The organism is Paracoccus panacisoli (assembly GCF_042435015.1).
In the GTDB taxonomy this organism is placed as follows: Bacteria; Pseudomonadota; Alphaproteobacteria; order Rhodobacterales; family Rhodobacteraceae; genus Paracoccus; species Paracoccus panacisoli.
In genome coordinates, this window is the sequence record NZ_JBHMQU010000032.1 from 1 (window position 1) to 23,728 (window position 23,728).

Annotated in this window: 26 protein-coding genes, 1 other RNA gene and 1 pseudogene; 5 read left to right on the forward strand and 23 right to left on the reverse strand. The window is 70.5% G+C overall.

Features of this window, described 5'->3' with window-relative positions; translation table 11 throughout:
• Both ACFHYO_RS07650 and ACFHYO_RS07655 read left to right on the forward strand, forming a co-directional pair.
• Nucleotides 1-244, forward strand: a pseudogene (locus ACFHYO_RS07650) (squalene/phytoene synthase family protein); the annotation flags it as partial.
• A 104-nt stretch (nucleotides 245-348) separates the two neighbouring features.
• Complete coding sequence (locus tag ACFHYO_RS07655) at nucleotides 349-1,416, forward strand: protein-glutamate methylesterase/protein-glutamine glutaminase (RefSeq protein WP_394319512.1); 1,068 nt, start codon at nucleotides 349-351, stop codon at nucleotides 1,414-1,416.
• Between the two features lie 73 nt (nucleotides 1,417-1,489).
• Here the strand turns inward: ACFHYO_RS07655 and pqqE are convergent, their stop codons facing one another.
• The 9 genes from pqqE to ACFHYO_RS07700 all read right to left on the reverse strand — a co-directional run bounded on the left by pqqE (nucleotide 1,490) and on the right by ACFHYO_RS07700 (nucleotide 7,706).
• A complete protein-coding gene (pqqE, locus tag ACFHYO_RS07660; RefSeq protein ID WP_394319592.1) occupies nucleotides 1,490-2,590 on the reverse strand; it encodes a pyrroloquinoline quinone biosynthesis protein PqqE in 1,101 nt (366 codons plus the stop codon).
• A 41-nt stretch (nucleotides 2,591-2,631) separates the two neighbouring features.
• Nucleotides 2,632-3,000: a pyrroloquinoline quinone biosynthesis peptide chaperone PqqD gene (gene pqqD / locus ACFHYO_RS07665; RefSeq protein WP_394319514.1), complete on the reverse strand. Its 369-nt coding sequence runs from the start codon at nucleotides 2,998-3,000 to the stop codon at nucleotides 2,632-2,634.
• 167 nt (nucleotides 3,001-3,167) lie between these two features.
• Nucleotides 3,168-3,917 (reverse strand): pyrroloquinoline-quinone synthase PqqC, encoded by a 750-nt coding sequence (pqqC, locus tag ACFHYO_RS07670; protein WP_394319516.1) that lies wholly within the window; start codon nucleotides 3,915-3,917, stop codon nucleotides 3,168-3,170.
• Nucleotides 3,914-4,795: a pyrroloquinoline quinone biosynthesis protein PqqB gene (gene pqqB / locus ACFHYO_RS07675; RefSeq protein WP_394319518.1), complete on the reverse strand. Its 882-nt coding sequence runs from the start codon at nucleotides 4,793-4,795 to the stop codon at nucleotides 3,914-3,916. The genes pqqC and pqqB overlap by 4 nt, the downstream gene beginning before the upstream one ends.
• A 73-nt stretch (nucleotides 4,796-4,868) precedes the next feature.
• A complete protein-coding gene (gene pqqA, locus ACFHYO_RS07680; RefSeq protein ID WP_043131127.1) occupies nucleotides 4,869-4,961 on the reverse strand; it encodes a pyrroloquinoline quinone precursor peptide PqqA in 93 nt (30 codons plus the stop codon).
• 218 nt (nucleotides 4,962-5,179) lie between these two features.
• Nucleotides 5,180-5,347, reverse strand: coding sequence for a 50S ribosomal protein L33 (gene rpmG / locus ACFHYO_RS07685; protein WP_036700690.1), 168 nt, complete (start codon nucleotides 5,345-5,347; stop codon nucleotides 5,180-5,182).
• A 135-nt stretch (nucleotides 5,348-5,482) separates the two neighbouring features.
• Nucleotides 5,483-5,914 (reverse strand): PAS domain-containing protein, encoded by a 432-nt coding sequence (locus ACFHYO_RS07690; protein ID WP_394319520.1) that lies wholly within the window; start codon nucleotides 5,912-5,914, stop codon nucleotides 5,483-5,485.
• A gap of 142 nt (nucleotides 5,915-6,056) precedes the next feature.
• Nucleotides 6,057-6,472: RNase P RNA component class A (gene rnpB, locus ACFHYO_RS07695), an RNA gene on the reverse strand.
• A 109-nt stretch (nucleotides 6,473-6,581) separates the two neighbouring features.
• Nucleotides 6,582-7,706, reverse strand: coding sequence for a DUF1223 domain-containing protein (locus ACFHYO_RS07700; RefSeq protein WP_394319522.1), 1,125 nt, complete (start codon nucleotides 7,704-7,706; stop codon nucleotides 6,582-6,584).
• Nucleotides 7,707-8,005: 299 nt separating this feature from the next.
• Here ACFHYO_RS07700 and acnA point away from each other — a divergent pair, with 299 nt between their 5' ends.
• Nucleotides 8,006-10,792, forward strand: coding sequence for an aconitate hydratase AcnA (gene acnA, locus ACFHYO_RS07705; protein WP_394319524.1), 2,787 nt, complete (start codon nucleotides 8,006-8,008; stop codon nucleotides 10,790-10,792).
• Between the two features lie 143 nt (nucleotides 10,793-10,935).
• Nucleotides 10,936-11,727: a calcium-binding protein gene (locus ACFHYO_RS07710; RefSeq protein WP_394319526.1), complete on the forward strand. Its 792-nt coding sequence runs from the start codon at nucleotides 10,936-10,938 to the stop codon at nucleotides 11,725-11,727.
• Nucleotides 11,728-11,776: 49 nt separating this feature from the next.
• Here ACFHYO_RS07710 and ACFHYO_RS07715 read toward each other — a convergent pair whose 3' ends face one another.
• The 13 genes from ACFHYO_RS07715 to ACFHYO_RS07775 all read right to left on the reverse strand — a co-directional run bounded on the left by ACFHYO_RS07715 (nucleotide 11,777) and on the right by ACFHYO_RS07775 (nucleotide 21,990).
• Nucleotides 11,777-11,941, reverse strand: a complete 165-nt coding sequence (locus ACFHYO_RS07715) for a hypothetical protein (RefSeq protein WP_168781975.1) — start codon at nucleotides 11,939-11,941, stop codon at nucleotides 11,777-11,779.
• Nucleotides 11,938-13,086, reverse strand: a complete 1,149-nt coding sequence (locus ACFHYO_RS07720) for a YeeE/YedE thiosulfate transporter family protein (protein ID WP_394319528.1) — start codon at nucleotides 13,084-13,086, stop codon at nucleotides 11,938-11,940. The genes ACFHYO_RS07715 and ACFHYO_RS07720 overlap by 4 nt, the downstream gene beginning before the upstream one ends.
• Before the next feature lie 4 nt (nucleotides 13,087-13,090).
• The gene (locus ACFHYO_RS07725) at nucleotides 13,091-14,083 is read right to left on the reverse strand and encodes a sulfurtransferase (protein ID WP_394319530.1); all 993 of its coding nucleotides are present in this window, start codon (nucleotides 14,081-14,083) and stop codon (nucleotides 13,091-13,093) included.
• Nucleotides 14,084-14,281: 198 nt separating this feature from the next.
• The gene (locus ACFHYO_RS07730; protein WP_036700695.1) at nucleotides 14,282-14,827 is read right to left on the reverse strand and encodes a DsbE family thiol:disulfide interchange protein; all 546 of its coding nucleotides are present in this window, start codon (nucleotides 14,825-14,827) and stop codon (nucleotides 14,282-14,284) included.
• Nucleotides 14,820-14,993, reverse strand: coding sequence for a heme exporter protein CcmD (gene ccmD / locus ACFHYO_RS07735; RefSeq protein ID WP_394319532.1), 174 nt, complete (start codon nucleotides 14,991-14,993; stop codon nucleotides 14,820-14,822). The genes ACFHYO_RS07730 and ccmD overlap by 8 nt, the downstream gene beginning before the upstream one ends.
• Nucleotides 14,990-15,715: a heme ABC transporter permease gene (locus ACFHYO_RS07740; RefSeq protein WP_036707259.1), complete on the reverse strand. Its 726-nt coding sequence runs from the start codon at nucleotides 15,713-15,715 to the stop codon at nucleotides 14,990-14,992. The genes ccmD and ACFHYO_RS07740 overlap by 4 nt, the downstream gene beginning before the upstream one ends.
• A 44-nt stretch (nucleotides 15,716-15,759) precedes the next feature.
• Nucleotides 15,760-16,416, reverse strand: a complete 657-nt coding sequence (gene ccmB / locus ACFHYO_RS07745; protein ID WP_036707261.1) for a heme exporter protein CcmB — start codon at nucleotides 16,414-16,416, stop codon at nucleotides 15,760-15,762.
• A gap of 91 nt (nucleotides 16,417-16,507) precedes the next feature.
• On the reverse strand, nucleotides 16,508-17,149 hold the full coding sequence (gene ccmA / locus ACFHYO_RS07750) for a heme ABC exporter ATP-binding protein CcmA (RefSeq protein ID WP_394319535.1): 642 nt from the start codon (nucleotides 17,147-17,149) through the stop codon (nucleotides 16,508-16,510).
• Nucleotides 17,146-17,499, reverse strand: a complete 354-nt coding sequence (locus ACFHYO_RS07755) for an Mth938-like domain-containing protein (RefSeq protein WP_168781972.1) — start codon at nucleotides 17,497-17,499, stop codon at nucleotides 17,146-17,148. The genes ccmA and ACFHYO_RS07755 overlap by 4 nt, the downstream gene beginning before the upstream one ends.
• Nucleotides 17,499-18,494: a protein translocase subunit SecF gene (gene secF, locus ACFHYO_RS07760; RefSeq protein ID WP_036732958.1), complete on the reverse strand. Its 996-nt coding sequence runs from the start codon at nucleotides 18,492-18,494 to the stop codon at nucleotides 17,499-17,501. The genes ACFHYO_RS07755 and secF overlap by 1 nt, the downstream gene beginning before the upstream one ends.
• 12 nt (nucleotides 18,495-18,506) lie before the next feature.
• Nucleotides 18,507-20,171 carry a protein translocase subunit SecD gene (gene secD, locus ACFHYO_RS07765; protein ID WP_036700705.1) on the reverse strand — a complete coding sequence of 555 codons (1,665 nt, stop codon included), beginning with the start codon at nucleotides 20,169-20,171 and terminating at the stop codon, nucleotides 18,507-18,509.
• Nucleotides 20,172-20,183: 12 nt separating this feature from the next.
• The gene (gene yajC, locus ACFHYO_RS07770) at nucleotides 20,184-20,516 is read right to left on the reverse strand and encodes a preprotein translocase subunit YajC (protein WP_036700706.1); all 333 of its coding nucleotides are present in this window, start codon (nucleotides 20,514-20,516) and stop codon (nucleotides 20,184-20,186) included.
• A gap of 304 nt (nucleotides 20,517-20,820) precedes the next feature.
• Nucleotides 20,821-21,990: a M20 aminoacylase family protein gene (locus tag ACFHYO_RS07775; protein WP_394319538.1), complete on the reverse strand. Its 1,170-nt coding sequence runs from the start codon at nucleotides 21,988-21,990 to the stop codon at nucleotides 20,821-20,823.
• Between the two features lie 65 nt (nucleotides 21,991-22,055).
• On the opposite strand from ACFHYO_RS07775, the gene mazG reads away from it, so the two are divergent.
• Nucleotides 22,056-22,889: a nucleoside triphosphate pyrophosphohydrolase gene (mazG, locus tag ACFHYO_RS07780; protein ID WP_512700648.1), complete on the forward strand. Its 834-nt coding sequence runs from the start codon at nucleotides 22,056-22,058 to the stop codon at nucleotides 22,887-22,889.
• Here the strand turns inward: mazG and ACFHYO_RS07785 are convergent.
• Entirely contained in the window at nucleotides 22,886-23,692 is an 807-nt protein-coding gene (locus ACFHYO_RS07785; RefSeq protein WP_036732965.1) for a sulfite exporter TauE/SafE family protein, read from the reverse strand. The two genes, mazG and ACFHYO_RS07785, sit on opposite strands and share 4 nt — an antisense overlap.
• Nucleotides 23,693-23,728: the final 36 nt, after the last annotated feature.

Consider the following 23,728-nt stretch of genomic DNA (forward strand, 5'->3'; position numbering starts at 1 on the left):
GCTGCCCGGCCCGGACCCGGCGGCGCTGCCGGCGCTGGCGCAGGCCGCGCGAGAGGCCTTCGCATCCGCGCGCGGGCAGCGCGCCAGCGTGCCCCGCGGGGCCCACGCGGTGCTCTTTCCCGGCGCCGCGGTCGGGGCGGCGCTGCGGAGTGCGGCGGCCGGCACCGATCCTGCCGGCCCCAGCGAGTTCGCCCGTCGGGCGGCGCTGGCCCGCCTCGCCCTCACCGGACGCTGGTGGATTTAACTGGTTCTTCAGCAGTTTCTGCGATGGTTCGAGAGACGCCGAATCGCAGGGACCGCCGATGCGCCACGATCTTCCCGTTCCTCTCACCCGCCCGACCTGACCCGATGCGCCCGGTCAAGGTCCTCATCGTGGACGACTCGATGACGATGCGGCGGCTGATCCGGCTGGCGCTGTCGGACGATCCGCGGATTGAGGTGGTGGGCGAGGCCCGCGACACCGCCCAGGCCACCGCGCGGATCGCCGAGCTGCGGCCCGACGTGCTGACGCTGGACGTCGAGATGCCGGGGGAGAGCGGCCTCGCCTTCCTCGAGCGGCTGATGGTCGATCGCCCGATGCCGGTGATCATGGTCTCGACGCTCACCCAATCGGGCAGCGCGGCGGCGGTGCAGGCCCTGTCGCTGGGCGCGGTCGACTGCGTGGGCAAGCCGTCGGCGCCGCAGTCGGGGGATTTCGCGGGGCTGCGCGACCTGATCGTCGCCGCCGCGGGCGCCCGCATCCGCGCCCGGCCGCGCCCGGCGCCTCCTCCGGCGTCGGCTGAGCCCCGTGACGGCGGTTTCGCCTGGAACGGGCGCGTGGTGCTGATCGGGTCCTCCACCGGCGGGGTGGATGCATTGGAGCGCATCCTGGCCGAGTTTCCTTCGAACTGCCCGCCGACCCTTATCACCCAGCACATGCCGCCGGCGTTCCTCGCCAACTTCGCCCAGCGGCTCGACGCGCGGATCGCGCCGCGGGTGCGGCTCGCCGAGACCGGACTGCCGGTGCAGCAGGGATCGATCTACATCGCGCCGGGCGGCGAGACGCATCTGCGCCTCGGACAGCCGCGCACCCCGGTCTGCGAACTGGTCGACGACGACAAGCGCAACGGCCACCGGCCCTCGGTGGACTTCCTGTTTGAGAGCGGGGCAGCGCTCGGCGAGCGGGCGATCGGGGTGATGCTGACCGGCATGGGCCGCGACGGCGCCGAGGCGATGCTCGCCCTGCGCCGGGCCGGCGCGACGTGTCTTGCTCAGGACGAGGCGACCTCGGTGGTCTGGGGGATGCCGCGCGTCGCCCATGAGCTCGGGGCGGTGGATCGGCTCGTGCCGTTGCAGGAAATGACCCAGGCGATCCTCGATCTCTCCGGGCGAAGGGTGCCGGGGGTGAACGGGTCTCTCGACAGTCCTACTTCATGATCCGGCCTACTCGACGCGCAGGTGGCAAACGCTCAAATACCTGCAGAGCGCCTGTGAGGCGTCGGCACTCCCGCTACTTCACCAGTAGCCGGCGATAGGTGACCGCGTCAGGGTCGCCCGCTGCTGCAGCCTCGGCGGCTTCGTGCACGGCGGCGTTGAGCGGAGACAAGCTGCACACCGGATCGGTGGCCGCCGGGTCTCCGGCAAGCCCGAGGGCCTGACAGCGGCAACCGCCAAAATCAACCGTCTTGCGCGCGCAGGACCGGCACGGCTCGGACATCCACGCCGTGCCGCGGAACGCATTGAACGCCGCGCCGTCGTGCCAGATCTCGTCCAGTGTCGCCTCGCGCACGTTCTGAAACCGCAGCCGCGGTATGGTCTGAGCCGCATGGCAGGGCAGCACCATGCCGTCCGGCGTCACGTTGAGCCCGGTTGAGCCCCAACCGCCCATACAGGCCTTGGGAAAGCGCGCGTGGTGATCCGCGGGAACGTAGTCGATGACCATCCGGCCTCGCAGCCGCGTTCGCGAATCCTCGACAACCTGCCGCGCCGTGACGGCTTGGGCGCGGGTCGGCATCAGCGCGCCGCGGTTGAGGTCGGCCCATCCGTGAAACTGGACCGTCGCGATTTCGATCCGTCGCGCACCCATCGCCAGCGCGAGCTCGATCATCCGCGGCACGTCGTCGATGTTCTGCCGATGGACGACGGCGTTCAATGTCAGCGGAAACCCGACGTCGCCGATCCAGCGCGCCACCTGAAGCTTGCGGGCCCAACTGCCGTTCATGCCGCTGATCCTGTCGGCCATCGTCGGGCCGACGCCCTGGAGGGAAAGCTGGAAATGCTCGACGCCGGCGCTCTCGAGTTCGCGCAGACGCGCAGGGGTGAGCCCCAGCCCCGACGTAATCAGGTTGACATAGAGACCGGCGTCCCGCGCACCTGCAACAATGTCGGCGAGGTCTCGGCGCGAGGCGGGCTCGCCGCCCGAAATATGGACCTGAAGCACGCCAAGCGCCGCCGCCTGCGCAAACACCCGGGCCCACTCTGCGGCGTCGATCTCGTCTGCGGCCCGGGTCAACTCGACCGGGTTCGAGCAATAGGGGCAGGCGAGCGGACAGCGGTGCGTGATCTCGGCCAGCATCGCGATCGGCAGGCCAGGCGTGACCGGATGGCCCATGAGGTCGCGCGGGGCCGGTCGTGGCGCGAGCGCGGGGCTGTTCACGCCGACCTCACGAAGACCATGCGGCGAGCGATCAAATCGTCCAGAAAGCTCGCCACATCGCTGAGGATGACCGCCTCGGGTGCGTCGTATCGGGCTGCGAGCTCCGCCACGATCTCGTCCAGGGTGCGCCCATCGAGCGATGTGAGGATCGCCTCTCCCACCGGATCGAGTTGCAGGGCGCGCTCGGGGGCCTGCAACACGCGCAGGCCCCGCACCGGATCATCCGCAAGGCGGACGCCACGCGGCAGATAGGGCACCGTCTTGCCGTTGAGGGGCGGATCGGGAGGCGGAGCGATGAAGTGGCCCTTCAGCCCGTCATCCAAAGAGGTCGCAGCCGGCAGGGGCGACGTTTCGGGGCCGACCACCTTCGTCTCAGGTGGCTCAGCCGGGGACCTAGGCGCGAGCACCCTGGCGGTCAGCCCAGCCCGCCTCACTACGCCGGCGTCCCGCGTGGAGGCCCCCTGCCGCGCCCCGCTTGCAGGATCACCGTCCAAAGCAGGCGTTCCGTTCGAGCCGGTCCTGTACGATGCGGTCATGGTGCCATCCCCTCCCCCGGCCGCCATGCCCCGGGCGGGATATGCCCCTCGACGTAGCCATGCCACAGCGCGTCAAGTTGTGCCCACAGAACGTCGGTCTTGAACTCGAGCGCCGCCGCGGCCGCATCTTGCCGCTCGGCGGTATCGGCATGGTCCAGCACCCAGCGCAGGCCGAAGGCGACATCCTTGGGTGCCTCTGTCAGCCGGGTGCGGAAATAACTCAGCGCCGCGTCATCGGCGAAATCGTAGTGACGGAGCAGCCCCTCGATCCGCGCGGCATGAATCGCCGGCGCGAACATCTCGGTCAGGCTCGCGGCCACCGCGTCGAGCAGCGGCATGTCCCGCACGAAGCGGACATAGGCCTCGACCGCAAAGCGCGTCGCCGGCATCGCGCCCCGGCCGCTCGCGACATAGTCGGGGTCAAGCCCCACCGCCCTGGCGAGCGCCAGCCAGCGCCGGATACCCCCGCCTTCGGCGACGCCGCCGTCGTGGTCTTCGATCCGCGAGCGCCAGATTCGGCGCAGATGCGGGTCCTCGACGCGGCTCAGGAAGGCTGCATCCTTCATCGGGATGCGCGACTGATAGATCCAGCGATTCACCACCCAGGCCCGCACCTCGTCCGGTGTGCATTCACCGCCGTGCAGCCGGCGATGGAACGGATGCTTGTCGTGATACCGCTCGTGGCCGATGTTGCGCAGCCGCGCCTCGAACGCCTCGCGCGAGAGGGCCTGATCATGATGGGTCACGGGACGACCTCCATGCCATCGCGGCCGATCTGCCAGCCAGCCGCGCGAACCTGCCGCGCCTCGTCCGAGCCGGGGTCGCAGAGCGGGTTCGAGTTGTTGATGTGGACGTAGATGCGCGAACCCACGTTGACGTCATCAAGACGCGACAGGCTCTCGCGGACCGGCAGGTGCCCCATACGCCGGCTGGTCTTGACGCCCAGCCCCGCCTCGATCATCTCATCGTCGGTCCACAGCGTGCCGTCGAACATCAGCACGTTTGCCCCCTCGATCCGCGCCGTCAGCCAATCGGGAAGTTCGGCACAGCCCGGGATGTAGCAGACCCGTCGGCCATTTGCCGACAGCTCGACCCCGACCGTGGTGTCCGCCACGAGGTCGGTCTGGACGCGCTCACCCTCGAGGTAAAGCGGCACCTTGCCCGGAACCGCAAAGAGGGTCGCAGTCAGACCAGGGACGAGCTCAAAGGGGGTATCGAGCGCCACCGTTCGGCGCATTACCAGTGCCGGCGAGAGGGCCGCGAGCATCGGGTTCATGGCCAGCGCCTCGTGAATCGCTGTGGTGGCGAACAGGTCGAATGCCTGACCTTCGCGCAGCGTCATCAGCCCGGCGACGTGATCGAGATCGCCGTTGGTCACCAGCACAGCTCGCAGCGGGCTGTCGCGCAGGCCGTTCGGGTGCAACTGGGGCGTGGCCGAGATCTGAGCGCGGATGTCAGGCGATGCATTGATAACGGCCCATGTCTCGCCGTCAGCGCTGACGGCGATCGCACTTTGCGACATCGGCGCAAGCCTGTCCGATCGAGCGGAAACGCAGTTCCGGCAACCGCAATTCCATTGCGGCAATCCTCCGCCCGCTGCGGCCCCGAGGATGATGATCCGCATCGGCGGGTCCTCTCGATAGCTTCAAGCTGGGAGCAAGTGGGGCGGCCCGATCACCTGAGGGCCGCCCGACCGGTCAGAACAGAACGGGCTCGTCCTCGGCCGGCGCGTACATGTTGATCTCCATGCCGCAGGCGATTTCCTTGAGAATGGGTTTGGTCCAGGCCATGTTCGTCGTCTCCTCCTGACAGAGCCGGAAGCCCGGCTGTCCCTCGAGGTTAACCGCCGACCGCGGTTTGGCAACGCGACCTAGGTCGCACAACATGACCGCTTGTTCCCGATCAATGGCAGGACAGATCGGACCCGGCGCCCAGACCGCTCTCCAAAACGGAAAACCGCGCCGCTGCAGGGCCGGGCGCGGTCGGGTCGTCTCGAAAGGGGGCGATCTTACTTGATCTTGCCTTCCTTGTACTCGACGTGCTTGCGGAGGACGGGGTCGTACTTGTTGACCGTCATCTTCTCGGTCATCGTGCGGGCGTTCTTCTTGGTGACGTAGAAGTGCCCGGTTCCCGCCGTCGAGTTCAGACGGATCTTGATCGTCGTCGGCTTCGCCATTGGTCCTGCTCCTGCTGCGGGGCGGGCCTCTGGGCCGCTGTCCGATTACCCCGTCCTAATCTGTGAAGCCCGCCTTTTAAGCGTGCCCACCCGGGTGTCAACCGGATTCGGCAGGAAATGCCGCCGAAAACGCCCTCAGCGCGCCCTGAGCAGGCACATGACCTTGGCGACGCCGCCACCCGCATCCTCGATCGGCACCAGCACCGCGGTCGAGGCGACCGCGCGGCGGCAATCGAGCGTGACGCGCACCGTCTCGCCGCCCGCGGCCTCGGCCAGCGCGCCGCGGAGAGCCAGCCCATCGGCATGGGGCCAGAGCTGCCACCAGAAGCGGCCGCCGGGGCCGAACCGCCCCGGCTCACCCGGCATAAGCAGCGACTGCGCGGCGGGGTTGAGCTGGGTCACGCGGCCATCGGGGTCCATCAGGATCACCGGCTGGACCATGTGGCGCATGAGCGCGAGCGCCAGCCGCGTGCCGCGGTCGGCGCCGGGGGTGGAGGACAGCGCGAGGCCGGCGGCCAGCTCGACCGGGATGGCATCGCGCAGGACGGATTCGGGGTGCGGCAGCATGGAATCCCTCGCGAAACTGAAAATGGGTACGACAATCCCTGCAACTTTAGCATGAGTTGCCGAACCGACAGACACAATTTTCATCAGTCGGTCTGCCGCCGCGACACGGGACGTCGCGTGCGGGGCAGCGCAGGAGTTGGAAACGCGCGGATGGCCTGTAAGCCGGGTTCTGTCCAAGGGGCTTGCGCCCCTCTGGATGACCATTCCTCTCGGCCCGCCATTGCTGACGGGCTCAAGCTGCCAACCCGGATCTGCTGGGGCGCAGGCGGCCCTGCGGGGTTGCCCCCGCGCGCGATCCCTATTCGGCATTGCTCCCGGTGGGGCTTGCCGTGCCGGTCCGGTTGCCCGTCCCGCGGTGGGCTTTTACCCCACCGTTTCACCCTTGCCTGCGGTTGGTCCCCGAGGGGGCGTGGCCGCTGGCGGTCTCTTCTCTGTGGCGCTTTCCCTGGGGTTGCCCCCGCCGGGCGTTACCCGGCACCGTGCCTGCATGGAGCCCGGACTTTCCTCGCGCGGCCCCGCCCCGAAGGTCGGCCCGCCCGCGGTCATCCAGCCATCCGCAGGCGCCGAGATAGGGGGGGCGGCGGCCCCGGTCAAGCGCGGCCTCACCGCCCGGGCGGTCGAAAGATCCATCAGCACGGACGGCGGGGGCGAGCGGCCCCCTGCCCTGTCAGTCGAGCCGCAGCGCCGCGAGGATCGGCCCCGGACGCCCGCCCCGCAGCGGCTGCTGGACGAGGATCGCGTGGCGGGTGTCGGCGGGGTAGCCGCGGCTTGCCATGGTGCCCGGCCGCACGGTCAGGCGCAGCGGGGTGCGGGCCGGCCAGGCGCTGAGCTTTTCGACCCCCACCACGATGTTGCGGTAGAGGATCGAGTGGCCGCGGTTCTCGCCGCCGTCGATCCGCACCTTGCGCTCGGGCAGGTAGCGGACCAGCAGCACGTCGACGCCGCCGGGGATCGCCGCCCGGGGGGTCAGGTCGATCACCGGGTTGCCGCCGTCCTCGGCCGCGGTGACCATGACGGCGGGCGGGCGGCTCGAATGTTCGTCGATGAGGGCGAGCAGTCCCATCCGGCCCACGCCGATCAGCGTGTCCTGCCCGTCCACGATGATCTGCGGCGTATAGACCCCGCGCTCGCCGGCGGCGGCGGCGTAGCCCTCTTGCCGGGTGGTGTGGCGGGGGTCGGCGAAATTGTCGGTCCAGCCGAGATAGTCCCAGTAGTCCACGTGCCAGCTGAGCGGCAGCACGCCCGGCAGGTCGGCGAGCCCGGCCAGCAGCGCATCGGCCGCCGGGCAGGTCGAGCAGCCCTGCGCGGTGAAGAGCTCGACCACCACCGGCGCCGCGATGCTGCGCGCCATCGCCGCGCGGGGCGCCGGGGCGGCCTGCCCGCGCATCGGGTCGGCGCGCTCGGGGACGAGGGCGAAGCCCTCTCCGCCCATCGGCATGTCCTCGACGAACCCCTCGCCCGGGACGGTGTAGCCGTTGTCGTCGGGGGCCTCGATCACCGCGATGTCGCTGGGATCGGCGGCGTCACCCATGTCGCCCGGGTCGAAGCCGGGATCGAAGTCGCCGGTGTCGGGCGCGTCGCCCACCTGCTCCTGCCCCGGCGCGCCATCGAAGGGGTCGGCGGAGAGCGCGTGCGGCGCGGCGGTCAGCGAGACGAGCAGCACGGACAGCGCGAGTGCCAGCGCCTTGAGCGGCGTCCGGCCCGGCCCGGAGGAGGGACCCGATGACAGGGCGCAGGCCAGCCGCGAAGTCGGGACGGGGTGGCGGAATGGGGTCGGCGCGGCGCAGGACATGGCCTGTCTTTAGGGCCAATTCGCCGGAGCGGCCAAATCAACGCTTCGTTAGACCCGCGCGCTGTGGCGTGACCGCCGCACCCGGCCCGGCGCGGCGTTCCGCCCGCGCCCCGCGGCCACGGTTCGCCCCACCGCAATGCCCCGCTTGCAGCGCCCGCGCTAAATGTATACTATGGCATACAAAGACGCGCCCCGGGGGCCGCCGACCCGCCATGCAGCGCTTGCGCTGCGCGGCGGATCGGGGCAATCGGGGCGCAGACCCGCCCTCCCGCCAGCTCTCCACCGTTGAAAGGACAGCCATGCCGATCGTCACCGGAACCGACACCGCCAAGACCCGCCGCGAGCTTTCCGCGGGCGGCGCGACCTACGCCTATTACTCGATCCCGGCCGCGACCGAGGCGGGGCTTGGCGATTTCTCGCGCCTGCCCGCGGCGCTCAAAGTCGTGCTCGAGAACATGCTGCGCTTCGAGGATGACGGCTTCACCGTCAGCGTGGACGACATCAAGGCCTTCGCCCAGTGGGCGCAGGACGGCGGCAAGTCGGACCGCGAGATCGCCTATCGCCCGGCCCGCGTGCTGATGCAGGACTTCACCGGCGTTCCGGCGGTCGTGGACCTCGCCGCGATGCGCGACGGGATCAAGGCGCTTGGCGGCGACGCGCAGAAGATCAACCCGCTGAACCCGGTCGATCTGGTCATCGACCACTCGGTGATGGTGGACGAGTTCGGCACCCCGCGCGCCTTCCAGCGCAACGTCGATCTGGAATACGACCGAAACATGGAACGCTATCAGTTCCTGAAATGGGGCCAGGGCGCGTTCAACAACTTCCGCGTGGTGCCGCCCGGGACCGGCATCTGCCACCAGGTGAACCTCGAGTATCTGGCCCAGACCGTCTGGACCGACACCGACCAGGACGGCAAGACCGTGGCCTATCCCGACACGCTGGTCGGCACCGACAGCCACACGACGATGGTCAACGGCCTCGCCGTGCTCGGCTGGGGCGTCGGCGGGATCGAGGCCGAGGCGGCGATGCTGGGCCAGCCCGTGTCGATGCTGATCCCCGAGGTCGTGGGCTTCAAGATCACCGGCGCGCTCAAGGAAGGCGTGACCGCGACCGACCTCGTGCTCAAGGTCGTCAAGATGCTGCGCGACCACAAGGTGGTCGGCAAGTTCGTCGAGTTCTACGGCGCCGGCCTCGACAACATGCCGCTCGCCGACCGCGCGACCATCGCCAACATGGCCCCCGAATACGGCGCCACCTGCGGCTTCTTCCCCGTCGATGACGAGACGCTGCGCTACCTGCGCCAGACCGGCCGCGACGAGGACCGCATCGCGCTGGTCGAAGCCTATGCCAAGGCCAACGGCCTGTGGCGCGACGCGGCCTATGAGCCGGTCTACACCTCGACCCTCTCGCTCGACCTGGGCGACGTGGTGCCTGCCATCTCGGGCCCCAAGCGGCCGCAGGACCACGTCGCGCTTGACGCCGCGGCGCAGACCTTCAAGGCCTATATCGAGGGGCTGAAGCCCGCCCCGTCGGTCCCGAAAGAGCAGAAGTTCGAGATGACCGAGGAAGGCGGCGCGCCGTCGCCCTCGTCGGACCAGATCCCGGGCGGCAACCGCGGCGGGGCCGAGCTGTTCGGCGCCCCCGTCGAGGGCCGCGACTTCACCCTCAACGACGGCTCGGTGGTGATCGCGGCGATCACGTCGTGCACCAACACCTCGAACCCCTATGTGCTGATGGCCGCGGGGCTCGTCGCGCGCAAGGCGCGGGCGCTGGGGCTGACCCGCAAGCCGTGGGTCAAGACCTCGCTCGCCCCCGGGTCGCAGGTGGTGGCGGAATATCTCGACGCCGCCGGGCTGCAGGACGATCTGGACGCGCTGGGGTTCAACCTCGTGGGCTTCGGCTGCACGACCTGCATCGGCAACTCGGGCCCGCTCGAGCCCGAGATCAGCAAGGCGATCGCCGAGAACGACCTCGTCGCCGTGTCGGTGCTGTCGGGCAACCGCAACTTCGAGGGGCGGATCTCGCCGGACGTGCGCGCCAACTACCTCGCCAGCCCGCCGCTGGTCGTGGCCTATGCCATCGCGGGCGACATGAACATCGACATCACCCGTGAGCCGATCGGCCAGGACAAGGACGGCCGCGACGTGTTCCTCAAGGACATCTGGCCGACCTCGGCCGAGGTCTCGGACCTCGTCCACAAGGTCGTCACCCGCGAGATGTTCCAGTCGAAATATGCCGACGTGTTCAAGGGCGACGAGCGCTGGCAGGCGGTCGAGACCACCGACAGCGAGACCTATGACTGGCCGGCGACCTCGACCTACATCCAGAACCCGCCCTACTTCCAGGGCATGAACCGCGAGCCGGGCGTCATCACCGACATCGAGGGCGCGCGGGTGCTGGCGGTGCTGGGCGACATGATCACCACCGACCACATCTCGCCCGCGGGCTCGTTCAAGCCGACCACCCCGGCGGGGAAATACCTGACCGAGCGCCAGGTGGCGCCCGCCGACTTCAACAGCTACGGCTCGCGCCGCGGCAACCACGAGATCATGATGCGGGGCACCTTCGCCAACATCCGCATCAAGAACGAGATGCTCGAGGGGGTCGAGGGCGGCTACACCAAGGGGCCGGACGGCGACGAGACCTCGATCTACGACGCGGCGATGGCCTATCAGCAGGCCGGCACCCCGCTGGTCGTGGTGGGCGGCGTCGAATACGGAGCAGGCTCCAGCCGCGACTGGGCGGCCAAGGGCACCAACCTTCTGGGCGTCAAGGCGGTCATCGCCGAGAGCTTCGAGCGCATCCACCGCTCGAACCTCGTCGGCATGGGGGTCATCCCGTTCGAGTTCACCGGCGGCGACACCCGCAAGACCCTGGGGCTGACCGGCGCCGAGGTGATCTCGATCCACGGGCTCGCGGACGGGTTCAAGCCGCTCAAGATCGTGCCGGCGACGATCCGCTATGCCGACGGGACCGAGAAGATCGTGGACCTCAAGGCCCGTGTCGATACCGAGGTCGAGATCGAGTATCTGAAGAACGGCGGCGTGCTGCACTACGTGCTGCGGAACCTCGCCAAGAGCTGAGCCCGCGCCGGGCTGAGGATCGAGGGGGCCCCCAAGCGGGGCCCTTTTCACATTCGGTTGGGCAAATGTTGAATTGCGCGGCCCGCGCGCCCCGTGCCAGCGTGACGGTTCTTCCGATGTTCATGCAGCAAGGGATCTGACCGATGGCGACCATCAACGGCACCAACGAGAACAACACCCTCTACGGCACCGCCTGGGCGGACCTGATCCGCGGGTTCGACGGGGACGACCGAATCTACGGCCGGGCCGGCAACGACACGATTTATGGCGGCGACGACCACGACAGCATCTGGGGCGAGAACGGCGACGACATCATCGTGGCCGGCAAGGGCGAGGACCGGGTGTGGGGCGGGGCCGGCAATGACCGGATCACCGACGAAAGCGGCAACGACATGCTGGACGGCGGCGACGGCAACAACCTGATCAACGCCGGGGAAGGCAACGACACCCTCCGCTCGGGGACCGGGTCCGACACCATCAACGCGGGCGAAGGCAACGACATCGTCAGCTCGGGCGCCGGCGGCGACCGAATCTTCGGGCTCGAGGGCGACGACCGCATCGACGCGGGCGCCGGCCACGACATCCTGATCGGCGGCGAGGGCAACGACACGCTGATCGGCGGGCTCGGCAACGACGACCTCGCCGCGGGCGAGGGCAGCGACTACCTGAACGGCGGGGCGGGCAACGACATGCTGCGCGGCGGCGAGGGCGACGACCGCTTCGTCTTCACCGCCGGTCTCGACACGGTGCGCAACTTCGACAGCGACGACGACGTGATCGACCTGCGCAGCTTCGCGGGCCTCGACAGCTATGCGGACGTGCGCGCGCATCTCGTGCAGGCCGGCAACCATGTCGAGTTCCGGCATGGCGCGGACGTGCTGCGGATCGAGTGGACCCGGCTCGGCGAACTCGGCTCCGACGACTTCAACTGGTAAGTCGGCTCGACCAAGCGGCGCGCACCTGCAAGCGGGCGCGCGCCGTTCCTCAGCGCGGCAGCGCGCCGCAGAACCCGCCGCTCGCCACCGCGCCCGAGCCAAGCGCCAGCATCGCCGGCGCGCGGTAGGGGTTGGGGGGCGCGGCCGCGAGGTCCGCGCCGATCAGCGCGGCAAGCCCGGCGAGGCACAGGGCCGCCATCACGCGACGGGTCATTGCCGCCCCTCCATCCCGAGCCAGGGGCGCAGCCGGACACCGACCGCCGACCCGGCGAAGCCCATCACCAGCCATGCCCAGCCGTGCAGGCTGCCGGTCGAGATGCCCGAGAACAGCGCCCCCACGTTGCAGCCGAAGGCGAGCCGCGAGGAATAGCCGAGCAGCAGCCCCGAGACGACGGTGGCGACCCACGCCCGCGCCGGCAGGTCCGGCAGCCGCTGCGCCAGCCCGCCCCGCCAGAAGGCCACGAGCATCGCCCCGAGGATGGTCCCGAAGGCGGTCAGCGAGGTGATGTCGGTCAGCACGCTCTGCGTCACCCGCGCGGCGTTCCCCGGCGCCGACCAGAAGGCCGAGGCGCTCAGGTCCACGCCCAGGCTCGCGGCCGCCTTGGCGCCCCAGAGACCGAGGCCGTAAACCACGCCCCACGGCTGGCCCGAGACGATCAAGTTTGCCAGCGCCAGCGCGGCCAGCAGCCCCGCCGCCGCCACCCAGCGGCCGGGGATGCGCCGATGCCCGGGCGCGGCCACGGCCAGCACCACCGCCGCGACCACCGCCAGAAGCGCCAGCGTCATCCCGAGGCCGCTCGCGCCGCCCAGCACCACCACCGGCAGCGACCCGAGGTTCGTCCACCACACGAGCGAGAACGACCCGAGGAAGCTGCCGAGGGCGAAGAACGGCAGCGCCACGACCGCGACCGGGTTGCCGCTGCCCGCGTTGACGAGGGTGCCCGAGCCGCAGCCCAGCACCACCTGCATCGCCGCACCGAAGACGAAGGCCCCGCCGAGCATCGCCCAGCCGATCGGCGCCGCGGCCCCGGAGAGCTCACCCGGGTTCCCGGCGATCAGCGGCATGGCGACCAGCGCGGTCAGCGCGATGGCAAGGATCTGCGCGAGCACGCCGCCCGCCTCGCGGCGCAGGATCAGCGCCCGCCACGGGCCGGCAAAGCCGAAGCGCAGCCCCTCGAGCGTGATGCCGAACCCCAGGCCGATGGCCAGCAGCAGCGCGAAGCGCGCGCCGACGAACAGCGCCACGGCGGCCAGCACCGCGAGCGCCAGCGCCACCGCCGCGCTGCGGCTGGCGACGCCGGGGACGAGCGGGGTGGCGGGCGCCTCGCGCGCGCCCATCTGGCTGGTGACGGCGACCATGCGCTTACCCCCTGATCTGCCGCAGCAGGTTCTCGACCAGCCCCGGCCGGTTGGCGATCTCGTGGTCGCCCCGGGTATAGCCGACCATCGATTCGGGATACATCTTCACGTCCGGCAACCCGGCGAGTTCCGAGAGCGCGAACCACTCGGTCGCGGCCCAGTGACCGGTGTTGCAGAAGGTGACGATCTCGCGCTCGGGGTTGAGCCCCAGCGCGCGGGCGACGTCCGCGGCCGTGGCGGCCGGGGCGATGGCGGGCGTGCTGCCGGCGAACCACTCGGTATGCGGCACGTTCTCGGCCCCCGGCACGGTGCCCGGCACCGAGGCCGCGGCATGGGCCTGGCGCCCCTCGTAGAAGCCCGGCGGCCGGGCGTCGAGCAGCACCGCATCGCCCTTGCCCGCGGCGATGGCCGCGACCTCGGCCTCGGTCGCGGTCCAGCGGTCGTCCCAGGTGATCTCGATCAACGACGGCTCGGGCGTGACCGGCGTCGTCTCGGTCGGCTGGCCGGCGGCGGCCCAGCCGTTCATGCCGCCGTTCAGGATGGCGATGTCCTGCACCCCGGCGGATTTGAGCGTCCAGTAGACCCGCGCGGCCGCGCCGAAGTCGTCCTGGTCGCTGCCCTGATGGACGACCACCACCGGGCGCTCGAGCTCGACCCCCAGCTGCGAGAGCGTGGCCTGCAGCTGCTCGGGGGCGACGGGGCGGCCGGGGTTGTCGGTCGGCCCGCGGAACAGCTTGTAGGGCGCATCGACCGCGCCGGGGATGTGCCCCTTGGCGTAGTCCGCGCCGCGGATGTCGAGGATCAGCGGCGCGCGGTCGGTCGCGGCCAGTTCGGCGGGGGTGACGAGCGGCCCGAGGTGCTGGGCGCGGGGCGCCTCAGTGGCAGGGGTGGCGGACACGGGCGCGGCGGGCGCGGTGGGGGCCGGCGCGGTCTGGGCCAGCGCCGGGACCGCCAGCGCCACGGCTGCGGCAGTCAGGAACGGGGCGATGATGCGCATGGGACACTCACTGGGTCAGCGGGGTTGAGCGTCGAGATACGCAGCCCCGCCCGCCCCGCCAACCCGCGCCGGGTCGGACGGGGGACAGGCACGCCGACAGATCGTCGCCTCAGGACGGTTTTCCCGGATATGCTTCGCCGATGAGCGGGTTGGGGCGAAAAACGTCTCGCAGATCCGGCCCCGCCGCGAACGCTGTCCTTATTTCTGCGCCGCGAGCGCCTTGTCCAGCTCGGGCCGGAAGCGGTTGGTGTAGTCCTCGCGGATCAGCGGCCCGGCGTGGCGGTAGAGCACCCTGCCCTCGGCGTCGAGGATGAAGGTCTCGGGCGGGGCGGTCACGCCCCAGTCGATCGCCGCGCGCCCCTGGGGGTCGGTGGCGAGCCGGGCGAAGGGGTTGCCGTGCTCGGCCAGGAACCGCTGCGCGGCCGGCTCGGGGTCCTTGAGGTCGATGCCCATGACCGGGATGCCCTCGGCCGCGAGCGCGGTCAGCGTCGGATGCTCGGCCCGGCAGGGCGGGCACCAGCTGGCCCAGAAATTGACCAGCGTCACCTTGCCGCTGCGCAGGTCGGCATCGGTCAGCGGCGTGGCGCCCGGCAGGGTTGTCGCGGGCACCGCCGGCGCCTCTTGCCCGATCAGGGTCGAGGGGATCGCGGTCGGGTCGTCCCGGCCCATCCCCCAATAGAACATCGCGGCGAGGCCGGCGAACAGCACCGGCGGCAGGGCGACGAGGGGTGAGATCCTAGCCACGGCGCGACTCCTGCTGGGGTTTGCGGGGCGGCTCGACCCGCTCGAGATCGCGTCGCGCGCGGGCGCTGGCGGCGAGCGTCTGGACCACCAGCGCCACGATCAGCGCCAGCGAGATGGCCCAGGCCGACAGCACCGGAACGGCGTATTTGCCGAGTTCGACGATCATCCCCGCACCTCGCGCGCCAGCAGCGCCGCGGTCCGGCGGCGGCGGATCTCGGTCCTTGTGCGGACCAGCAGCAGGGCGAGGAACAACAGGAAGAACCCGGCCATGCAGGTATAAAGCGGGTAGCTGTAGACCGAGCTGATCCGGTCCCCCGGCGCGACGCTGATCGTCGCCCCCTGGTGCAGCCCCTGGTTCCAGAAATTGACCGCATAGCGCGAGAGCAGCGCAAAGACCGAGCCGACGAGGCACAGCACGCCCGTCAGGTCTGCCGCGCTGTCGGGGTTCTCGATCGCGGCCCAGAGCGCCATGTAGCCGAGGTAGAAGAGAAACAGGATCAGGAACGAGGTCAGGCGCGGGTCCCACTCCCACCAGGTCCCCCACATCGGCTGGCCCCAGACGGCCCCGGTGACGAGCGCGATCACCGTCATCACCGCGCCCACCGGGGCGGCGGCGCGGGCGGCGAGCGCGCTGACGTGGTGGCGCCGGATCAGCCAGATCAGCGAGGTGACGAGCATCATCACCCAGATGTTGATCGCCATCATCGCCGCAGGCACGTGCAGGAACATGATCTTGACGGTCGCGCCTTGCTTGTAGTCCTCGGGCACCGAAAAGCCCCAGATCAGGCCGCCGACCAGCGTCACGGCGGCGGCGGCAGAGACCCACGGCAGCACCGCGCCCGAAAGGCGCATGAACTTCACCGGGTTGGCGTATTCCCAAAGCGACATGCGGGTTGTCTAGCCGTCCGCGCGGGGGGGTGAAAGCCCCCTCCTCACCGCAGGTTGACCCTGAGGGCGGCGGCAGCGGCAAAGGGGATGGCCGCCAGCACCGCCAGGCTGATGCCGGCAAGCAGCACCAGCGGGGTCATCCCGTCCGCCCCCGCGGCACCACGTCGCACCGCCTCGGCCCCAAAGATCAGCGTGGGGACGTAAAGCGGCAGCACCAGCAGCGACATGAGCAGCCCGCCCCGCCGCAGCCCCACCGTGAGCGCCGCGCCGAACGCGCCCAGCATCGAGAGCGCGGGCGTACCCAACAGCAGCGCCGCCACCAGCCACGGCAGCGCCGCCCCTGACAGGTGCAGCAGGATGCCGAAGAGCGGCGCGGCCGCGACCAGCGGCAGCCCGGTAGTGATCCAGTGGGCGAGCGCCTTGATCCCCACCGCCCCCTCGAGCGGCAACGGCGAGGTGGCGAGCAAGTCGAGGCTCCCGTCCTCCCAATCCAGCGCGAACAGGCGGTCGAGCGACAGCAGGCAGGCGAGCAGCGCGCCAACCCAGAGAATGCCGGGGGCGATGCGGGCGAGCGTGCCGCCCTCGGGGCCGACACCGAAGGGGACGAGGGTGCAGAGGATCAGGAAGAACGCGAGGCCAAGCCCGAAGCCGCCGCCCGCGCGGGTGGCGAGCGCGAGGTCGCGCAGAAGCAGCGCCTTCATGGCCCCGCCTCGCCGGGGCGGCGGTTGAGGTGCTCGGGCCAGACAGAAGGGTCAGGCCGGCGCGCGGGTCGTGCACGGGTGCGGGCGGCGGTCATGCGAAGGCCTCGTCGAAGCTCGCCGGGGCGCGGTCCGCCGGGCGGTCGGGATCGGCGCGGTAGCGGGCGAGGTCGAGGATGCGGGCCTCGGGCAGGCCGAGGTCGATATGGGTCGCCATCAGCGCCGCCCCGCCGGCGGCGAGGTGGCCGCGCACCACCCGGGCGAAGAGCGCCACCGAGTCGGCGTCGAGCGAGACGGTCGGCTCGTCCAGCACCCAGACGGCGCGGCCGGTGACCATCAGCCGCGCCAGCCCCGTGCGGCGCTTCTGCCCGGCCGAGAGCATCGCCGCGGGACGCTCGGCCAGCGCGGCGAGGTTCATGGCTTCGAGCGCCGCGCCGATCGGCGGGCCGCCGAAGACCGCGCGCCAGAAGTCGAGGTTCTCGGCCACGGTCAGCGCGCCCTTCAGTCCGTCGGCGTGGGCGGCATAGGCGATGGCGTCGGGGTCGGCCTCGATGCGGCCCGCGGCGGGGGGCTGAAGCCCGGCCACGGTGCGCAGCAGCGTCGTCTTGCCGATCCCGTTCGGGCCGCGGAGGATCAGCGCCTCGCCCGGCGCGAGGGTGAAGGCGACCCGTTCGACCGCCCGCCGCCCGCCGCGCGACACGGCGAGGTCATGGGCGGTGACCAGCGGCGCCGTCACACCGGCAGAAGCGCGCAGGCGACGCGCCGCCCCTCGGACAGGGTGACGTTGTAGCTGCGCGCAGCGGTGGGCGTGGCGGTCGGCTCGACCGCGAGGCCCGCCGCGGCGAGCGCTTGGGACAGCGCCGCGGGCGGCCGCGCGGGGTCGGCGCCCATGCCGAGGAACAGCACGTCCACCGTGCCCCCGAGCGCCTCGAGCGCCGCGAGGTCGTCGAGCCCGCCCCAGGGCCGCGGCCCCGCGGCGGTCACGATCACCGGACCGTGGTGCAGCCGGCCGCCGACGCGAAAGAAACCGGGGCCGTAGCCGTCCACGGGGACCGCGCCGGCGAAGTCGGTTTCCTTCATCGCCATCAGGGGCGGTCCTGGAACGGCGTTCCGGCCAGGTCGCTGACCTCGCCCGCCGGGGTCTTTTCGGGCTTCGACCAGTCCCGCTTCACCCCCAGCCACAGCACGATGTTCTTGGCGACGTAGATCGTCGAGTAGCAGCCGACGAACACGCCCCAGAGCATCGCGAAGACGAAGCCCCGGATCACGTCGCCCCCCAGCGCGAGCAGCGCGGCGAGCGCGAGCGCGGTCGCCACCGCCGTCATGATGGTGCGCGACAGCGTTTCGTTCACCGTCAGGTTCATCACGTCGATCAGCGGCATCGTCTTGAACTTGATCAGGTTTTCGCGCAGCCGGTCGAACACCACGACGGTGTCGTTGATCGAATAGCCGAGGATGGTCAGCAGCGCCGCGATGGTCGAGAGGTCGAACTTGATCTGGAACAGCGAGAAGATGCCGGCCGTCAGCAGGATGTCGTGAACGAGCGCGAACACGCCGCCCACCGCAAACTGCCACTCGAACCGCAGCCAGACGTAGAACAGGATCCCCAGCGTCGCCGCGCCTACGGCGTAGAGCGCGGTCTTGATCAACTCGCCCGACACCTTGGGACCGACCGACTCGACCGCGGCGAAGCGGACCTGCGGATCGACGGTCTTCAGCGCCGCCTCGACCTGGTTCAGCTCTTCGGGGGTGACCGAGCCGGTCTCGCCCGAGGTGCCGATGCGGATCATGGCGACGTGCCGGTCGGCGCCGAAGGACGGATCGAAGACCTCGGTGATCGACACATCCCCGAGGTTCAACCCGCCGAGCGCCTGCCGGTAGTCCGAGACCTCGAAGGCCGTCGGGCTTTCGGCGCGGATGGTCGTGCCGCCCTTGAAGTCGATGCCGAAGTTGAAGCCGTTCAGGAAGATGATGATCACCGAGGCGATCATCGCCACCGCCGAGATGCCGAAGGTCAGCTTCTGCCAACGGAAGAAGTCGTAGTGGGTGACGTCGGGAACGAGTTTCAGACGAAAGGCCATCTCACGCCCCCCTTACAGAACGAGTGTCTTGGGCTTGCGCCAGTCGAGCCACAGCACGATCATCAACCGGGTGAGGAAGATCGCGGTGAAGACCGAGGTCACGAGGCCGATGGTCAGCGTCACGGCGAAGCCCTTGACCGGGCCCGAGCCCAGGAAGAACATCACCAGTGCCGCGATGAAGGTCGTCACGTTGGCGTCGATGATCGCGCTCATCGCCTCGTTGAAGCCGTTGTTGATGGCGGTGGCGACGCGCTTGCCGGCGCGCAGCTCCTCGCGGATGCGCTCGTAGATGATCACGTTGGCGTCGACCGCGGTGCCCACGGTCAGCACGATCCCGGCGATGCCGGGCAGCGTCAGCGTCGCCCCCATCGCCGACATGATGGCGAGGATCATCACCACGTTCACGATCACCGCGATCGAGGCAAAGACGCCGAAGAGCCCGTAGCTGGCGACGATATAGGCCACGACGAGGATGGTGCCGACGACCGCCGCGATCTTGCCCGCGTCGATCGAATCCTGCCCCAGTTCCGGGCCGATGGTCCGTTCCTCGAGGAAGGTCATCTCGGCCGGCAGCGCGCCCGCGCGCAGCAGCACGGCGAGGCGGTTCGATTCGTCCACGCCCATCGACCCCGAAATCTGCCCCGAGCCGGTGGTGATCGCGTCGCGGATCACCGGCGCCGAGATCACCTGGTTGTCGAGCACGATGGCGAAGGGCTGGCCGACGTTGGCCGAGGTATAGGCGCCGAAGCGGCGCGCGCCCTGCGGGTTGAAGCGGAAATCGACCGAGGGCTGGCCGTTCTGGTCGAACGAGGGCCGCGCGTCGGTTAGCTCTTCGCCTGTGACCACGGGGGCCTCGGCGATGGTGTAGTAGACGCCCTGCTCGTCGAGCGAGGGGACCACGATGTTGCCGACGCCGGCCGGCGCGTTCGGGTCGGTGCCGCGGCCGACGACCGGGTTGAAGGTCAGCTTGGCGGTGGTGCCGATCAGCTTCTTCAGCTCTTCGGCCGAGCCGATGCCGGGCACCTGGATGAGGATGCGGTCCTTGCCCTGGCGCTGGATGGTCGGTTCGCGCGTGCCGACCTCGTCCACTCGGCGGCGCACGATCTCGAGCGACTGCTGGATGGTGCGGTCGTCGGTGGCGGCCTTCTCGGCGTCCGACAGCTTGATCATCATCGTCGGCCCGTTGGCCGTGATGTCGAGGCTCGACGACCCCGCGCCGGTCAGCGACACGACCGGCGCGGCGAGGGTCCGGGCGATCTCGACCGCGCGGGCCATCTGGTCGGGGTTGCCGATCTCGACCCGCAGCTCGTCCTCGGGGCCCGGCACGCGGCGCACGGCGCCCAGCGTGTCGCGCTCGGCCGCGAGCGCGTCGCGCAGCTCGGGCCAGAGGGCGGTCATGCGGGACTTGTAGACGTCGGCCGTGTGGACCTCGCCCAAAAGATGCGCCCCGCCGCGCAGGTCGAGCCCGAGGTTGACGAGGCTCGACGGCAGCCACGACGGCCAGAGGCCGCGCGCGGCGGCCTGCTCGGGCGTCTCGAACCCGGCGCGCTCGGCCGCGACAAGGGCGTCGTTATGGGCCTCGACGCGGGAATAGAACAGGTTGGGCATCGCATAGACGAAGGCCAGCGCCACGACGGCGAGGATCGCAATGCGTTTCCACAGCGGGATCTGCAGCATGATGGGGGCGGCTCAGCTGTTGGCGGCGACGGGCGCGGTACGGTTCACGACCTGCGCGATGCTCGACCGGACGACGCGGACGCGCACGCCCTGCGCCAGCTCGACGTCCAGTTCGTCGTCGCGCACGCCCACGACCTTGCCGATCAGCCCGCCCTGGGTGATCACCTGGTCGCCCTTCTTCAGCGCCGCGACCATCGCCCGGTGCTGGGACATCTTCTTCTGCTGCGGGCGCAGGATCAGGAAATACATGATCACGAAGACCAGCAGCAGCGGGACGAACTGCGCGAAGGCGGCGGCGCCGCCGGGCGCGCCGGCAGCCTGGGCATAGGCAGGAGAGACGAACATGGGCGATCCTCAGCTGGGGCCGGTCATGAGGCCGGTCAGGGCATGATCCGCGGGCACGCGGCGGCAGGGCCGCGGCCGGGGCGCAAAGCGCGAATTGGCGCGGGTTCTAGTCGGGCAGGCGGCGCTTGTCCAGAAACGCCGTGGCCCCGCCGCCTCACCCCTTCGTGGGCGCGGCGCAGCCGTAGTGGGCGCCGCGTCGGGGGCTCTTTCCGGAGCAAAGGCCCCGAGAGGCGCGCCGGACCGGCGCGGAGGGCAGCGCCCCCCGGCGTCGGATGCCGTCGGCCAGCCTGCGACTCGCGGCCGCTCAGCCCACCGCGGCGGGCTGGGCACGCTCGACGAGGCGGGCGAAGAAACTCGCCCCGATCGGCGCGATCTCGTCGTTGAAGTCATAGGCGGGGTGATGCAGCCCTGCCCCCGGCCCCTGGCCGATGAAGACATAGGCCCCAGGACGCGCCTCGAGCATGTAGCTGAAATCCTCGGCCCCCATCTCGCGCGGGCAGTCGCCGTCGACCATGTCGAGCCCCGCGACCTCGGCCGCAACCCCGGCGGCAAAGCTCGCGCAGGCCGGGTCGTTGACCGTCGCCGGGTCGCCGGTCTGGTAGTCGAGCACCGCCTCGACCCCATAGCTCGCAGCCTGTCCGGCGACGATTTCCTGCATCCGGCGCATCACCATGGCCTGCACGGCGGGGTCGAAGGTCCGCACCGTGCCGTTGATCCAGGCGTCGTCGGGGATGACGTTGTGGGCCGAGCCGGTGTGGATCTGCGTGACCGAGACCACGAGGTCGTCGATGGCCTTGTGGTTGCGGCTGACGATGGACTGCAGCGCCTGCACGATGCCGACCGCGGCGATCACCGGGTCGGCGGTCTCGTGCGGCATCGCCCCGTGCCCGCCGCGGCCCTTGATGCGGATGTCGAAGGCATCGACCGCCGCCATCAGCGCCCCGCCGTTGGTCTGGAACGACCCCAGCGCCACATTGGGCGAGTTGTGCAAAGCGAACACCTGACCGATGTCGAAGCGCTCCATGATGCCTTCGTCCACCATGACCTTGGCGCCGCGTCCGCCCTCTTCCGCGGGCTGGAAGATCAGCGCCACGCGGCCCGAGAAGTTGCGCGTCTCGGCCAGATACTTCGCCGCGCCGAGCAGCATCGTGGTGTGCCCGTCATGGCCGCAGGCGTGCATCTTGCCCGGCACGGTCGAGGCATACGCCGCCCCCGTCGCCTCGACGATCGGCAGCGCGTCCATGTCGGCCCTGAGCCCGATGGTCGGGCCCTCGCCACGCCCGTTGATGATCGCCACCATGCCCGTCTGCGCGATCCCCTCGTGCAGTTCGTCCACCCCGAACTCGCGCAGGCGGGCGGCGACGAAGGCGGCGGTCTCGCTTAGGTCGAACTGCAGCTCGGGGTGCTGGTGCAGATGCCGCCGCCAGGCGGTCATCTCGTCGGCGTATCCGGCGATGCGGTTCAGGACGGGCATGGTGGACTCTTTCCGGGTGCTTGTGTCTCTTGGCCGCACTCGAACCGAACGGGGCGCGAAAGTCCATGACCGACCGATCCGCAGACACCGCCGACGCCACGGCCGCCACCCTGTCAGCCACCGACGAGACCGCGCGGCTGATCGGGATCATGGCCGCGCTGCGCGACCCTGAGACGGGCTGCCCCTGGGACATCGAGCAAGATTTCGCCTCGATCGCCCCCTACACCATCGAGGAAGCCCACGAGGTCGCAGACGCCATAGCGCGCGAGGCTTGGGACGAGCTGCCGGGCGAGCTGGGCGACCTGCTGCTGCAGGTCGTCTTCCACGCCCAGATGGCCGACGAGGCGGGGATGTTCGGCTTTGCCGACGTGGCCCGCGCCATCTCGGACAAGCTGGTGGCGCGGCACCCGCACGTCTTCGGCACCGAATCGCGCGACAAGTCCGCCGCCCAGCAGGTGAAGGACTGGGAGGCGATCAAGGCCACCGAGCGCGCCGCCAAGGCCGAGAAGGGCGTGCTCGACGGCGTGGCGCTTGGCCTGCCGGCGCTGACGCGGGCGATCAAGCTGCAGAACCGGGCGGCGCGGGTGGGGTTCGATTGGCCCTCGGCCGACGAGGTGCTCGACAAGCTCGCCGAGGAGACCGCCGAGCTTCGCGCCGCCACCGACCCCGCCCACCGGGCCGAGGAGTTCGGCGACTTGCTTTTCGTGATGGCCAATCTCGCCCGCCACCTCGACATCGACCCCGAGGCCGCGCTGCGTGACGCGAACGCCAAGTTCACCCGCCGCTTTGCCGCCATCGAGGCGGCACTGGCCGCGGACGGGCGGCGCCCCGAGGATTCGACGCTGGCCGAGATGGACGCGCTCTGGGATGCCGCCAAGGCGGCGGAGCGCGCGGGCTAGAGCAGCGCTTTCCTGAGCATGTTCAGGCCCACGGCGAGCAGGAACACCGCAAAGATCCGCCGCAACCGCCGCGCGTCGGTGCCATGCGCGAGGTTCGCCCCGATGGGCGCGGTCAGCAGCGTCATGGCGATGGTCAGCGCGAAGATCGGCAGGTTGACCGAGCCCACCGTGCCGGGCGGCGCCCCCGCGGCGGGGACGAAGAGGAACGCCAGCACCGAGGGCAGCGCGATCACCGCGCCGAACCCGGCCGAGGTCGCCACCGCGCGGTGCATCGGCCGCCCGTGCAGCGTCAGCATCGGCACCCCGAGCGAGCCGCCGCCGATCCCCAGGAGCACGCCCACCAGCCCCACGGTGCCACCGAGGGCGGCGCGGCGGGCGCCCTCTGGCGGGGTGTCGGCCAGCCGCCAGTCGGCGCGGCTGATCAGCATGAAGCTCGCCACGCAGAGCACCAGCACCCCGAAGATTGCCTTGAGCTGCTGGGTCGAGAGCCGCGAGACGAGCCACACGCCGACGATCGCCCCGAGCATGATCCACGGCGCCCAGGCCCGCAGGATGTCCCAGTCCACCGCCCCCTTGCGGTTGTGGGCCAGCACCGAGCGGATCGAGGTGACGAAGATCGTCGACAGCGAGGTGGCAAGGCAAACCTGCATCAGGTCGCCCGCCCCATAGCCCGCCGCCGTCAGGATCGCCGCGAAGGCGGGGACGAGGACGATGCCGCCGCCGACGCCCAGAAGCCCGGCGAGGATGCCGGCAAAGGCGCCCGCCGCCAGAAGGGCTGCGACATAAGGCAGAAGCTCGGTCATGACGGTCGTCCGTTGTTGCGTCGCGCCCGCTTAGCG

Excerpts from the sequence above, each read along its gene's own strand:
- secD (WP_036700705.1), bottom strand. The coding sequence starts at position 20,171 with ATGCTGCAGATCCCGCTGTGGAAACGCATTGCGATCCTCGCCGTCGTG.
- pqqA (WP_043131127.1), bottom strand. The coding sequence starts at position 4,961 with ATGGCCTGGACCAAACCCATTCTCAAGGAAATCGCCTGCGGCATGGAG.
- ccmB (WP_036707261.1), bottom strand. The coding sequence starts at position 16,416 with ATGAAGGCGCTGCTTCTGCGCGACCTCGCGCTCGCCACCCGCGCGGGC.
- ccmD (WP_394319532.1), bottom strand. The coding sequence starts at position 14,993 with ATGATCGTCGAACTCGGCAAATACGCCGTTCCGGTGCTGTCGGCCTGG.
- rpmG (WP_036700690.1), bottom strand. The coding sequence starts at position 5,347 with ATGGCGAAGCCGACGACGATCAAGATCCGTCTGAACTCGACGGCGGGA.
- pqqB (WP_394319518.1), bottom strand. The coding sequence starts at position 4,795 with ATGCGGATCATCATCCTCGGGGCCGCAGCGGGCGGAGGATTGCCGCAA.
- ACFHYO_RS07720 (WP_394319528.1), bottom strand. The coding sequence starts at position 13,086 with ATGGTCGCCGTCACCAGCCAGATGGGCGCGCGCGAGGCGCCCGCCACC.
- ACFHYO_RS07655 (WP_394319512.1), top strand. The coding sequence starts at position 349 with ATGCGCCCGGTCAAGGTCCTCATCGTGGACGACTCGATGACGATGCGG.
- ACFHYO_RS07690 (WP_394319520.1), bottom strand. The coding sequence starts at position 5,914 with ATGCTGCCGCACCCCGAATCCGTCCTGCGCGATGCCATCCCGGTCGAG.
- ACFHYO_RS07785 (WP_036732965.1), bottom strand. The coding sequence starts at position 23,692 with ATGACCGAGCTTCTGCCTTATGTCGCAGCCCTTCTGGCGGCGGGCGCC.
- secF (WP_036732958.1), bottom strand. The coding sequence starts at position 18,494 with ATGGCCTTTCGTCTGAAACTCGTTCCCGACGTCACCCACTACGACTTC.
- ACFHYO_RS07715 (WP_168781975.1), bottom strand. The coding sequence starts at position 11,941 with ATGACCCGTCGCGTGATGGCGGCCCTGTGCCTCGCCGGGCTTGCCGCG.
- acnA (WP_394319524.1), top strand. The coding sequence starts at position 8,006 with ATGCCGATCGTCACCGGAACCGACACCGCCAAGACCCGCCGCGAGCTT.
- yajC (WP_036700706.1), bottom strand. The coding sequence starts at position 20,516 with ATGTTCGTCTCTCCTGCCTATGCCCAGGCTGCCGGCGCGCCCGGCGGC.
- ACFHYO_RS07740 (WP_036707259.1), bottom strand. The coding sequence starts at position 15,715 with ATGTCGCTTTGGGAATACGCCAACCCGGTGAAGTTCATGCGCCTTTCG.
- ACFHYO_RS07725 (WP_394319530.1), bottom strand. The coding sequence starts at position 14,083 with ATGCGCATCATCGCCCCGTTCCTGACTGCCGCAGCCGTGGCGCTGGCG.
- ACFHYO_RS07775 (WP_394319538.1), bottom strand. The coding sequence starts at position 21,990 with ATGCCCGTCCTGAACCGCATCGCCGGATACGCCGACGAGATGACCGCC.
- mazG (WP_512700648.1), top strand. The coding sequence starts at position 22,056 with ATGACCGACCGATCCGCAGACACCGCCGACGCCACGGCCGCCACCCTG.
- pqqE (WP_394319592.1), bottom strand. The coding sequence starts at position 2,590 with ATGGGCCATCCGGTCACGCCTGGCCTGCCGATCGCGATGCTGGCCGAG.
- ACFHYO_RS07700 (WP_394319522.1), bottom strand. The coding sequence starts at position 7,706 with ATGTCCTGCGCCGCGCCGACCCCATTCCGCCACCCCGTCCCGACTTCG.
- ACFHYO_RS07710 (WP_394319526.1), top strand. The coding sequence starts at position 10,936 with ATGGCGACCATCAACGGCACCAACGAGAACAACACCCTCTACGGCACC.
- ACFHYO_RS07755 (WP_168781972.1), bottom strand. The coding sequence starts at position 17,499 with ATGGCGATGAAGGAAACCGACTTCGCCGGCGCGGTCCCCGTGGACGGC.